The sequence below is a fragment of the Novilysobacter viscosus genome (assembly GCF_046600715.1).
Taxonomy (GTDB): domain Bacteria; phylum Pseudomonadota; class Gammaproteobacteria; order Xanthomonadales; family Xanthomonadaceae; genus Lysobacter_C; species Lysobacter_C viscosus.
The window spans coordinates 23287-35045 of sequence record NZ_JBJMAV010000002.1; the positions used below are offsets into that span (position 1 = coordinate 23287).

An 11759-nucleotide genomic window follows, 5' to 3' on the forward strand; every position below is an offset into this window, starting at 1 on the left:
CGATCCCTCCAGATGGAGGCCGCGGCGCCGCGAATCAACCGCGCGCATCAGCCCCCGGCGGGCTTGCCGGCCGCGACCGGGCGCGCGGACCGCTCATCGACGACCTGCACGTCCGGATCCGACCAGGGGCCGGTCACCCGGTAGGTGCGCGCCGCGATCTCGCCCAGGGGCCGGCTCAGCACGGCGTTGGCGGCCGCGCCCAGGGCGGCGCCGACCGGGCCGCCGGCCAGCGCACCCACGGCCGTCAGCAGGTTGCCGGTCTTGGGCCGGACCTCGATGGTCTGGTCGAAACGCTCGCGCAGCAGGTCGGCGTGCCCGCGTATGGCGATGGCCGCGGCGGGACCGTCGATCCGCAGCCCTTCGCTCCGGGCCTGGCCGTCGGCGAACCGCACGCTGCCCTGGATCCGGTTGAACGCGAAGCCCTTGGCGAAGAAGTCGCGGAAATCGAGCGTGAGCCGGCGCGGCAGCTCGGCAATGGACAGCAGGCCGAGGACCCGGCCGGCGCCCGGCTCGACTTCCAGCAACCGGCCGTCGCGCGCATCCAGGGTCAGCACACCTTCCAGCGCGGCCAGCGAAAAGACCCCGGGGCTGCCGGCCCAGCCCACGTCCACGTGCATGTTGCCGTCGCCGCCCGCGATCCGGCCGCCCAGCCCCAGGCCCTGCATCAGCGCGCCGATGTCGTCACTGTCGACGCCGGCCACCAGGTGGGTGCGTGCGGCGGTACCGCGGCCGGTCCAGGCGCCGGTGACGTCGATCGCCTGGTCGCGCGCGCGCGCCTGAAGGCGTTCCACCCGCAGGCCGGCCGCGGTCGGGCGTGAGCGAAAGGTCACCGCACCCAGCGTGGCATCGGCGACCCGCATGTCGGCGATGTCCAGTGACAGCGGCGGGATCCTGGCCGGGTCGATGCCTGCACCGGCAGCACCGGCGGCTGGTGCCACCGAGCCGGGCGCTGCCCTGGGGTCGCCCGCGACATCCGCCGCCGGAGTCCGGGTGCGCCCGTCCGGGCCTTTGGCTGCAGGGGTGCCGGCCGATGCGGTCCGCCAGTGCACCCGCTGGAACCGGCCGGTGACCGTGGCGCCCCCCGCGGGAACCGACAGCGAACCTTGCAGGGCGGGCCCCTGCACGCGGACCGCCAGTGCACCGGCGGGGGCGGGCTGGACGCTAACGCGCCCATCAGGGAACGTGCCGCCCAGCAGCTCCAGCCGTCCGGCATGCACGTCCACCTGCCGCAGCGGAAGCCCGCCACTGCCAGCGTCGGTGGGACCCGACGCAGCGGCGCGGGCCAGTCCGATCCAGCCGATGGCGTCGAGCCGATCCGCACGGCCACCGGCGACCAGCCCGTGTGGGGGCGGCGCCGGCGCGCGTGCCGCGCCCAGCTCGACCCGGACGCCAGTGCGGCCCGCCTGCTGGCGAACCCGCAGCGCCGTCCGGCCACCTAGGTTTACCTCGACGTCGCCCCGGCTTACCGGCAGCGGCATCGATACCCGGGTCGGCCAGGCGGCGCCGGCGGCTTTGTCGAGCGGTGCCGGCAACGCCAGCGAAGTACCGGCCAGGTCCGATGCCAGTTCCAGCCGCGCCTGTCCTCCCCGCGCCACCGCGAGGTCGACCGTCCAGTCCGAGCGGCCGGCCATGTGCTTTGCCAGCCAGTCCAGTTGCGGCACCCGCGCCACCAGCGCCTGGGCACCCAGTTCGGCGGCAAGGGCCGCTTCGAACACGTTCCCGGCAGTGTCGACCCCGCCTCCGGCACGCAGCGACAGTCGCGAGGGGCGGCCTTCGAGCAGCGCCTGCAGACCGTCGGCGCGGAAGCCGTCACGCGCATAGTCGGCGCGACCGCGCACCTGGGTGAATACCAGGTCCCAGCGCGGGTCCGCCAGGCGCACCCCGCGCAGGTCGACATGGCCATCTATCCGGGTCGCCAGACCCTGCCCCAGCGGCATGGCGAGCTTGAACCCCACCCCGGCCGGTCCGGCCGCCTGCAGGTTGGCCAGCGTTTCGGCGTGCGCCTTGCGCAGCGGGCTCTCGCGCAGCACCGCCAGCAGTCGCGTGGCCTCGGTATCGGCCTGCGCCTGCACGGTCAGGGTGCCGCCGCGGTAGTGGTCGATGCCGGCCTGCAGGTCGCCGATGGCGATGCCTGCGAGCGCTGCCACGCCCTGCAGCCGGACCCCATCGGCGGCGAGCTCGACCGTCCCCTCCAGGCTGTCCACCGCGGGCCAGTCGGGACGGAACTTCACCACACCGTCGCGGATGCGGCCGCTGGCCTCGAAGCGGCCGTCGCCGGCGGCGAATGGCCACTGGTCGAGGTCGCCCGACACCAGCGCGCGCCCGTCCTCCACGCGACCGCCCACCAGTGCTTCATCTAGCCAGCGCACCACGGCCGGCGGCATGCAATGCCGGACCCAGAACCCCTTGGCCGAGGGCAGCGCGACCGTCCCGATCCGCGCCGCCAGGTCCACGCGCGGCCGGGTGCCATCGCCTTGCCACCAGACGTGGCCACGCAGGTCCATGTCCAGGACGTCGCCATCGACCTTCAACCCACCGGTGCCGACCTGCCAGCCATCGCCCGCACGCCACGCGGACACCTCGCCGGCAAGCCGCGCCTGGTGCTTGCGCCCGAACGCGCGCGGCCAATCGACCGTCACGAGGGAACCCGGTTCGGCCTGGAACCCCACCCCGTGCGCATCGGCGAACACCTCCCCGGCAATGCCCGAGACCCCCGGCGAGCCACCCAGGGGCCTGAAGCCGGCGCCGGCGAGCCGGCCCCGTGCCCGTTCCAGGAGGCCGTCTTCGGCGTGCAGTTCAACGTCGAGCAGCCGCCCGTACACCTGCGACCGCTCCATCCAGTCGCGCCACGCCGGGGGCACCCGGCCGCTGAGCCCGGCCACCTCGGCCAGCGGCGCAAGGTCGATCCGGCGGGCGACCAGCGCCACGCTGCGCCCGCCGGCCAGCGACACGTGGTCGTACACGGCCTTGCCACCCTCCACCGCATCGACCTGCAGGGCCGGAACGTCCAGCTGCCAGCCCGTCGCGGTCAGGCGCCAGTGCGCGCTGCCATCCACGCGCTCGAACACCACCGGCGCCCTTGCCGACCCGTCCACCGCTTGCAACTCGAGGTTGGCCAGGGACGCCTGCACGCGTGCGTCGATCACGCGATGGTCCTGCAGGCGGACCGAGGCCTCGGCCGGGCCGCGACCGCCGCCCACGGCAACGCCGGCCACGCGCAGCAACGGCGCCCACGCCCGCAGGTTGGCCTCGCGCGCGCCGCCCCACGCGCGTCCCGTGCCACTGGCCCGGTCGAGCTCAAGCGCGGCATCCAGTGGCGCGGCATCCAGCGCCGGCCACGCGCGCAGTCCCGCGCGCACGTGATCGCCATCCACCTGCAGCCGCAGGTCGATCTTCGGCAACCGCGCTTCGATTCCCAGCGACGGCGCCGATACCGCCAGCGCGCCGCCCACCACCTGCAACTCCCCGAGGCCTTCAAGCGCCTCCAGCGGATCGCCGCTGGGCCGATCCGACCCCGGCAGGCCGCGCACGCTCCAGCGTCCGTCGTCGCTGCGCTGCAGGGTCAGGTCGAGCCCGCGCAGCCGCAATTCGGAGAACGTGCGGCCAGGCAACAGCCCGGCGTACAGCGAAACCAGCATCTCGGCATCGCCGACAACGAATGCGTCACCGCCGTCGCCTACCCGCAGGCCCTCGAGCTGCAGGACCGGGCCACGCCGCGTCCATTGCGTCTGCACCGCGTCGAAGGCCACCGTGCGCCCCGAGCGCTCCGACAGCCACTCGGCGATCCGCGCGGGATGGCGCTCGGCCAACGGCAGCACCTGGCTGGCCATGCCCAGTACCACCGCGACCAGCACCAGGGTGATCGCCACGGTGTACCCCAGCCCGCGGCGGGCCAGGCGCAGGCGCCTGCGCAGCGGGGTTGGCATGTCAGTGCGCCGCGCTCACGGCGAAGGGGGAGTGGGGAACGTGGAACGGAAGCCCGGCGACCCTGTTCCCTGTGTCCCGTTCCCGACGACCTGACTCAAAGCAGGACGACATCGAACTGCTCCTGCGCGTACTGGTCGTCGCTCTGGAACCGGATCGACTTGCCGAGGAACTCCTCCAGCTCGGCCACCGCCGCGGACTCCTCCTCGGTGATCCGGGTTACCACCTTGGGCGAGGCGATGACCAGCAGGCGCTGGGCGTCGAACTGCCGCACCTGCCGCACGATGTCGCGGAAGATCTCGTAGGTCACCGTCTCGGGCGTCTTCAGCATGCCGCGGCCACCGCACTCGTGGCAGGGCTCGCTCAGCTGCCGCTCCAGGCTCTCGGTGGTGCGCTTGCGGGTCATCTCCACCAGGCCCAGCGGCGAGAAGTCGTAGACCGTGGTCTTGGCGTGGTCGCGGGCGAGCGCTTTCTCGAGCTGGCGCAGCACCTGGCGCTTGTGCTCGGCATCGGTCATGTCGATGAAGTCGATGATGATGATGCCGCCCAGGTTGCGCAGCCGCAGCTGGCGCGCCACCGACTGCGCCGCCTCCAGGTTGGTCCGGTAGACGGTTTCCTCCAGGTTGCGCTGGCCCAGGAATGAACCGGTGTTGATGTCGACCGTGGTCATCGCCTCGGTCTGGTCGATCACCAGGTAGCCGCCGGACTTCAGCGGCACCTGCTTGTCGAGCGCGCGCTGGATCTCGTCCTCCACCCCGTAGAGGTCGAAGATCGGACGGGCGCCACCGTAGTGTTCGATCTTCTCGTCCAGCCCCGGCATGTACTGCGCGGCGAAGGCCCGCAGGCGGTCGCAGGTCTCGCGCGAATCGACCTTGACCTTCTCCACGTCGCGGCGCATGAGGTCGCGCACCGCGCGCAGCGGCAGCGAAAGGTCTTCGTAGACGCGCTCGCCGACCTTCGCCGGGCCCGAGCGCTGCTCGATCAGCGCCCACGCGCGGGACAGGTATGCGACATCCTCGGCAAGCGCCTCTTCGGGCTGGCTCTCGGCGTTGGTGCGGATGATGTAGCCGTGGCCGATGTCGGGCGGGGTGAGCTGGCTGACGATGGCCTTCAACCGCTGGCGCTCGAAGTCGTCCTCGATGCGCGCCGACACACCGACCACCCGGTTGCGCGGCAGCAGCACCAGGTAGCGCGACGGAATGCTCAGCTGCGTGGTCAGCCGGGCACCCTTGGTGCCGATCGGGTCCTTGACCACCTGGACGATGATCTCCTGGCCTTCGCGCAGCAGCTCGGCGATGGGTCGGGTCGGCGCCGGTGGCAACGCGGTTTCCTCGCCGTCGCCATTGACCGGGGTGGGCCGCACGACATCGGCCGCGTGCAGGAACGCGGCGCGCTCGAGCCCGATGTCGACGAACGCCGCCTGCATGCCCGGCATCACCCGCTGCACGCGGCCCTTGTGGATGTTGCCCACCACGCCGCGCGACCAGCCGCGCTCGATGTGCAGCTCCTGCAGCATGCCGTTCTCGACCACCGCCACGCGGGTTTCGCGCGGGGTGACGTTGACCAGGATTTCCTCGCTCATGCGCCGGGCCCGGTCGTCGCCGGCGGGAAGCCGGCATGCAGGTGGAGGGATTCGGCCTGCAAGCGGGTGTCCGCGCGCGCCCGGGCGGCTTCGGGCTCGGAGGCGCCCCGCGTGCCGGGTGTCCGCAGACTTGCAAGCAGCTGCGATGTCTCGTGGAGCGGCAGCCCCATCACGCCGGAGTAGCTGCCTTCCAGCCGCTGGATGAACACCTCGGCGACCCCCTGGATGGCGTAGGCGCCGGCCTTCCCCTGCCATTCCGAGGTCGCCAGGTAAGCGTCGATCGCCGCTTCGTCCAGCGGCGCGAAGGTCACCAGTGACTCGCTCAGCACCTGCACCTCGCGTTCCGCCGACACCAGTGACACCGCCGACAACACCCGGTGGGTCCGACCCGACAGCCGACCGAGCATTCCGGCGGCGTCCCGCGCGTCGGCGGGCTTGCCGAAGACTTCGTCGTCCAGCACCACTTCAGTGTCGGACCCCAACACGCACGCCGAGGGATTGGCGCTGACCTGCAACAGCCCGGCGCCGGCCTTGGCGCGGGCAACCCGGCGGACGTAGTCGTCGGGGGCCTCACCGGGCTCGCGCTGCTCGGGGACGTCGATGTCGAGCAACCCGAATTCCACGCCGAGACGGGTCAGGAGCTCGCGGCGGCGGGGCGATTTCGAGGCGAGATAGAGCATCCGCGAAAGCATAACCCGCAGCGGCTGAGCGCCGGCCGACGCGCCAGCGGGCAACCCCGTGTGGGCTCACGGACCGTTCACCGCTGCGTCAACACCCTTTGATCGATCCGACCAGGAGCTCTTCCATGCACCGGCACGCCCCGCGTTCTTCCCGTCCCGTCCGCGCCGAAAGCGCCGCGGCAGCTCGCCGTGGTTACCTGCAGGCATTGGCCTTGCTCGGTGTCCTTGCCCTGGGCGCTCTCGCCGCCCGCCAAGCCCAGGCCCAGCCTGCAATGCCGGTGTTGACCGACCCCGGCGGCACGTTGTTGTCGGTCTCCGCACAGGCAGAAGTCCGACGGGTTCCGGACATCGCCATGCTGTCGGCAGGCGTGGTCACCCAGGCCGCCGACGCCAATGCGGCGATGCAGGCCAATGCCGAGCAGATGGAGCGTGTGGTCGCGGCGATCCGCAGGGCCGGCATTGCCGAGCGCGACATCCAGACCAGTGGCGTGAACCTGTATCCACAGTACCGCCACGCCGAGAACCAGCCGCCGGCGATCACCGGCTACCAGGCCAGCAACACGGTCAACATCACCGTGCGCGACATCGGCGAGCTGGGTCCGATCATGGACGCCCTCGTCGCCAGCGGTGCCAACCAGGTCAATGGCCCCTCCTTCGACATCGACGACAAGGACGGCGCCATGGACGAAGCGCGCAAGGCCGCTATCGCCAAGGCGCGCGAGCGAGCGGCCATGTATGCCGGCAGCCTGGGCATGCGGGTACGCCGGATCGTCAGCATCAGCGAGGGCGGGAGTTTCGGGCCGCCGATGCCGATGATGAAGATGGACATGATCCAGGTTACCGGCTCGCGTGCGGAAACCTCGATCTCACCCGGCGAGAACACGCTGTCGGTCACTCTGGATGTCGTATTCGAATTGGGACAGTGACCATGAGCGGAAAACAGGCACCCCCCGCCGCGGACCCCGATCCCGGCTGCAACCCGGGTTATTCCGAAACCCAGCCGCGCGGCCCCCGCGAGGCACAACAGCCCGAGCCCCGGCACAAGCCCAACCCCGACGAGGGTGGGCTGGATCGCGAGCCCAACAATGACCAGGACCCGGCCACGGACGACTGACGTCCCGCAGCCAGCCCACCCGGGAAGCCCGCCACGCGCGGGCTTTTCCATGCCCGCGGGTTCCGTCCACGCAACCTCCGCGAGCGGCACGTGCACGGCTCCAACCCCATCGGCACCGACGGCGCGTTGTCCCCCATGACAACCCAGGAGGTGGCCCATGAACGCTGCACCGATCGCAGTCCCCGCACATGTCCCGCTGCGCGACACCGCGGAGCGCCGGCTGGATCCAGGTCGCATCACCGCCAACACGCTGGCGATCTGCCTGCACCTCGTCGCCGGGATGTTGCTGATGGCGCCGCTCGCGGTGGGCGACTGGCAGGTGCCCCGCACCATCGCCGAGCCAATCGAGTGGATCCCCCGCGAACCGCTGAAGCCGGTCGACCCGCCGCCGGTGGAAGCAACCACCCGCCCCCCGACGGCGCCGTCGGTGCCGGCCCCTGCGTTGCCCAGGGCGGTGCCGGTGGTGGCGCCCGTCGCGCCGATGGCAGGCGATCCGCCCGCGGATGAGCAGACGACCGCGACCTTCGAGACGCGTCCCCGGGGTCCGTCACTGCCGGCCGACCCGACGCCGTCGATATCGACCGGCGTGACGCTGGAGTACGCGCATGCCCCGGCGCCGCGATATCCGGTGCGGGCGTTGCGCGACGGCCGGGGCGGCGTGGTGGTGCTGGAGGTCCTGGTCGATGTCGATGGGCGACCGCTGGAGGTCTCGATTGTCCGCAGCAGCGGCCACCGCGACCTGGACCGCGCCGCGCAGCGGCAGGTGGAACAGTCGTGGCGCTTCCAGCCGGCGATGCGCGATGGCGTGGCCGTGCGCGCGATCGGCCGCATTCCGGTCGAGTTCAACCCGGGACGCTGACGGGGGCGAGGTTCCGTCCCGGAGCGCTCAGGCGCGGTGGTAGGGGTGGTTGGCCAGCAGCGCGGCTGCACGGTAGAGCTGCTCGGCCACCACCAGCCGCACCAGCATGTGCGGCAGGGTCAGCGGCCCCAGCGACCACGCTTCATCGGTGCGTTCCCGCACCTGCGCGGCATGGCCCTCCGGGCCGCCGATCATGAACGCCAGGTCCTGTCCCTGCCCCCGCCAGTGCTCCAGCCGCTCGGCCAGCTGCTCCGATGACCATGTCCGGCCACCGCCATCGAGCATCACCACGAGGCCGGACTTGGGCACCGCGGCCAATGCGCGCGCGCCCTCGTCCAGCGCGGCGCGCGCCGGGTCACGACCCTTGCCACGCAGGCCGGGTTCGATTTCGACCAGTTCCAGCGGCAACCAGTGCGAGAGGCGCTTCTGGTACTCGCCGAACCCGTCGGCCACCCAGCGCGGTGCGCGTTCGCCCACGGCGATCAGTCTGGCTTTCATCACTCCATGTTAGCCGTCGCTGCGGCCAGCCTCCCGCAACGTCCGGGCGGCGAGTCGTGCAGGTGCGAGAACGCGCCGGCCCAGGGCCGACGCGTTCTGATGGAGCGCCCTTGCTTGCGCGCGATCCCGGTGGAAGCGAACGGGAGCGCTCAAACCGGAGGGATCACGCCCCCGGGAATCAGTCGCGCTCGTCCGCCATTGCATCGTCGGGGGCGTCGGCGCCGTCTTCGGGCGGCTGGTCGCCGACCGTCCACAGGCGCTCCAGCGCGTAGAACTCGCGCACGCGGGGCAGCATGACGTGAACCACCACGTCGCCCAGGTCGACCAGCACCCATTCGGCTTCGCGCTCGCCCTCCACGCCAAGCGGCATGACGTCCAGCTGCTTGGCCTGCTTGACCACTTCGTCGGCGATCGACTTGACATGCCGGGTCGAGGTGCCCGAGACGACGACCATGTAGTCGGTCACGCTGCTCTTGCCGCGCACGTCGATTTCCACGACATCCTTGGCCTTGAGCTCGTCGATCGCACCGCGCACCGTGCGCAACAGCGCATCGACCGGCGGCGGGGGGTTGGGGAGGCGGGTCTTGATGACGTGGGCTTGGCTGCTCAAGGGGAACGGGCTCTGTGGGGTCGTTGGGCGGGGCGCGATTATAACGAAGCGTCCGTCACGGACCCGTGGGTGGGACCGGAGTGGTACAGGGCATGGCGGTGGATGTACTCGCCGACCGCAGGAGCCACCAACCCGTCGATATCCGCGTCGGCGGCGATCGCCTGGCGCACCTGGGTGCCCGATTCGGCTTGCAGGGGCTGGGCCAGGCGCCACACACGCCCGGCAGGCGAGGCATGGAGGTCGCCGGCATCGCGGGTCCACCGCGAAGCCACGAAGTGATCCAGTGCTTCGGGCAGCACGTCGAGCGAAGCGCCCGGACGCTGCGCGACGACGAAATGGCTCAGGTCGAACAGGGCCTGCCAATCGCGCCATGCAGGCAGGTCCAGGAAGCTGTCGGCCCCCACCAGCCACGCCACCGGTGCGCCATCACCCAGTTCGGCCCGGATTTCGCGCAGGGTTTCGATCGAGTAGGAGCGGCCGCCCCGGGCGAGCTCACGGCGGTCGACCGCCAGCCCCCGCTCGCCGGCTACCGCCAGGTCCAGCATGCGTGCACGGTGCAAGGCCGAGGCGCCCGGCGGTGCACGGTGGGGCGGGTCCGCCGCGGGCACCAGGCGCACGCGGGCGCCCAGCGCGTCGCGGGCTGCGCGGGCGACCGCGAGATGGCCCTCGTGCACGGGGTCGAACGTGCCGCCGTAGAACACCTGCAGCCCGCTCACGCCCGGCCGGCCCCCGCCACCAGGCGCATCGCGCGTGGCTCTGCAACCGCCAGCAGCAGCCGCTCCAGCGCCACCCATTCATCGGCGGGATCGTGGCCGGGCCGGCCGCGACCCTTGGCGATGCGGTCGACCCGCCCGGCCTGGGCGACGAACGCCTCCCACCGGCGCGCGTCATGACGCTGCAGCGCGCGTCGATAGACCGCCTGCTTGGAGTCCCAGATGCGCTGGGCCTTGAACTCGGCCGCCATGTTGCCGCCGGCAGCCGCGACCTTCGCCAGCGCTGTACAGCGCTGCAGTTCCATCACGACCATGCCCAGCAGCGCCGGCACCGCGACACCTTCCGCGCGCAATCCCGCCAGCATCCGTGCGACCTGCACCGCCTGCCCGCCCATGGCCGCGTCGAGCAGCCGGAACACGTCGAAGCGGGCGGCATCGGCCACCAGGGCCTGCATTCCCGGCCCATCCAGAGGCTGCCCGTCCGACAGCAGGGCCAGTTTGTCCACTTCCTGCGCGGCGGCCAGCAGGTTGCCCTCGACCCGGTCGGCGAGCACCTGGACCGCCCCGGCATCCGCCACCAGGCCGCGCGCGCGCAGGCGGCGGTCGATCCAGTTGGCCAGTTCATGCGGCTTCACCGCCCACGCGATGCTGACCACGCCGATCCGCGCGATCGCCTCGCTCCACTTGCCACCGTGCTTCATGCTCCAGTCGCCGGCCACCACCATCAGGGTGACGTCGGCCGGGGGCTCGTCGCAGAATTCGGCCACGACCGCGGCGCCTTCCTTGCCCGGCTTGCCGGAGGGCAGGCGCAGTTCCACCAGGCGCCGGGCCGAGAACAGGCCAGGCGAGCGGAAGGTCGCCCGCAGTGCGTCCCAGTCGGGCTCGCGCTGGCCCTCGGCTTCGAAGACCTCGCGCTCGGTGATGCCCTGCGCCCGACCGGCCGCGCGAACGGCATCCGCCGCTTCCAGCACGCGCAGGGCTTCGGGGCCGGCAATCAGGTAGGCCGGGCGCAGCGGACCGTCTGCCAGTTGGCCCGCCAGCTGCTCGGGCTTCAACTCCACCGGATCAGTACGGCTGGCCTGCGGCGGGGGTCGGCTCCGGCTCCGGCTCGCCTTCGGGCGGTGCGGTTCCATCGCCGCGGACCGGGGCCATGGTGTCCACCGCCGGCATCGACGGGGCCACGCCATCGGCTTCCAGCGCCGGCACCCGGCCGGCCGGCGCGACGGCGCCCACGGGCATGCCCTTGGTGACCGCATCGATGCGCCGCAGCACGGCCGCAGCCATCTCGCGCTGGAGTTCACGCATCAGGATCTCGCGCTCGCCTTCGGTGCCCTCCGACTGGGTCGGCACCGAGATGTAATCGCGCGCGAGTTCGATCGTCTGCTGCGGGACCAGGGCGGTTCCGTCGGCCCGCCGCAGTTCGAACACCACCGCATAGCGCAGGCTGAACTCCTGCGCGCGGCCGAAGGAGTCGACGCTGATCGGGGTGTCGCCCCAGCGCTCGGCCTGCAGGTCGAGCACCGCCGCATCGGCGGCATCGGCTGCCGCCGGGACCGCGCCGGCACGCGAGAGCGAGCGCGCGAGGGTTTCGGCCAGCGGGCTGTAGCGGTCGACCGAGCGGACCTTCACCGGGCCCAGGTCGGGGGGTAGCACCAGTGAATCGCGCAACTGGAAGCCACAGGCCGCCAGCGACAGGGCCAGCAGGAGGGGAGCAAGCGGTCGGAAGATGCGGGGCGTGGTCATCGGGGGAGTCTGGACGAGGCTTGGCGGGGCGGCAAG

At 71.9% G+C, this 11759-nt stretch carries 11 protein-coding genes; 3 read left to right on the forward strand and 8 right to left on the reverse strand.

Going from position 1 to position 11759, the window contains the following annotated elements:
- Positions 1 to 47 precede the first annotated feature (47 nt).
- The 3 genes from ACJQWL_RS03785 to ACJQWL_RS03795 all read right to left on the reverse strand — a co-directional run bounded on the left by ACJQWL_RS03785 (position 48) and on the right by ACJQWL_RS03795 (position 6186).
- Positions 48 to 3926 carry a YhdP family protein gene (locus ACJQWL_RS03785; protein ID WP_411300722.1) on the reverse strand — a complete coding sequence of 1293 codons (3879 nt, stop codon included), beginning with the start codon at positions 3924 to 3926 and terminating at the stop codon, positions 48 to 50.
- 95 nt (positions 3927 to 4021) lie between these two features.
- Positions 4022 to 5506 (reverse strand): ribonuclease G, encoded by a 1485-nt coding sequence (gene rng / locus ACJQWL_RS03790; protein WP_330969941.1) that lies wholly within the window; start codon positions 5504 to 5506, stop codon positions 4022 to 4024.
- Entirely contained in the window at positions 5503 to 6186 is a 684-nt protein-coding gene (locus ACJQWL_RS03795; RefSeq protein WP_330969940.1) for a Maf family protein, read from the reverse strand. The genes rng and ACJQWL_RS03795 overlap by 4 nt, the downstream gene beginning before the upstream one ends.
- Before the next feature lie 125 nt (positions 6187 to 6311).
- On the opposite strand from ACJQWL_RS03795, the gene ACJQWL_RS03800 reads away from it, so the two are divergent.
- The 3 genes from ACJQWL_RS03800 to ACJQWL_RS03810 all read left to right on the forward strand — a co-directional run bounded on the left by ACJQWL_RS03800 (position 6312) and on the right by ACJQWL_RS03810 (position 8159).
- Complete coding sequence (locus ACJQWL_RS03800; protein ID WP_411300723.1) at positions 6312 to 7112, forward strand: SIMPL domain-containing protein; 801 nt, start codon at positions 6312 to 6314, stop codon at positions 7110 to 7112.
- Between the two features lie 2 nt (positions 7113 to 7114).
- Positions 7115 to 7300 (forward strand): hypothetical protein, encoded by a 186-nt coding sequence (locus ACJQWL_RS03805; RefSeq protein WP_330969939.1) that lies wholly within the window; start codon positions 7115 to 7117, stop codon positions 7298 to 7300.
- Between the two features lie 157 nt (positions 7301 to 7457).
- A complete protein-coding gene (locus ACJQWL_RS03810) occupies positions 7458 to 8159 on the forward strand; it encodes an energy transducer TonB (protein ID WP_330969938.1) in 702 nt (233 codons plus the stop codon).
- 27 nt (positions 8160 to 8186) lie between these two features.
- On the opposite strand, the gene rlmH is transcribed toward ACJQWL_RS03810, so the two are convergent.
- From rlmH to ACJQWL_RS03835, 5 genes are all read right to left on the reverse strand, one after another.
- A complete protein-coding gene (rlmH, locus tag ACJQWL_RS03815; RefSeq protein WP_330969937.1) occupies positions 8187 to 8657 on the reverse strand; it encodes a 23S rRNA (pseudouridine(1915)-N(3))-methyltransferase RlmH in 471 nt (156 codons plus the stop codon).
- Positions 8658 to 8835: 178 nt separating this feature from the next.
- A complete protein-coding gene (rsfS, locus tag ACJQWL_RS03820; RefSeq protein ID WP_330969936.1) occupies positions 8836 to 9267 on the reverse strand; it encodes a ribosome silencing factor in 432 nt (143 codons plus the stop codon).
- Positions 9268 to 9305: 38 nt separating this feature from the next.
- Positions 9306 to 9983, reverse strand: a complete 678-nt coding sequence (gene nadD / locus ACJQWL_RS03825) for a nicotinate-nucleotide adenylyltransferase (protein ID WP_411300724.1) — start codon at positions 9981 to 9983, stop codon at positions 9306 to 9308.
- Positions 9980 to 11041, reverse strand: a complete 1062-nt coding sequence (gene holA / locus ACJQWL_RS03830; protein WP_330967634.1) for a DNA polymerase III subunit delta — start codon at positions 11039 to 11041, stop codon at positions 9980 to 9982. Before holA ends, nadD begins: the two co-directional genes overlap by 4 nt.
- Positions 11042 to 11045: 4 nt before the next feature.
- Positions 11046 to 11723 carry an LPS-assembly lipoprotein LptE gene (locus ACJQWL_RS03835; RefSeq protein WP_330967633.1) on the reverse strand — a complete coding sequence of 226 codons (678 nt, stop codon included), beginning with the start codon at positions 11721 to 11723 and terminating at the stop codon, positions 11046 to 11048.
- Between the last annotated feature and the right edge of the window lie 36 nt (positions 11724 to 11759).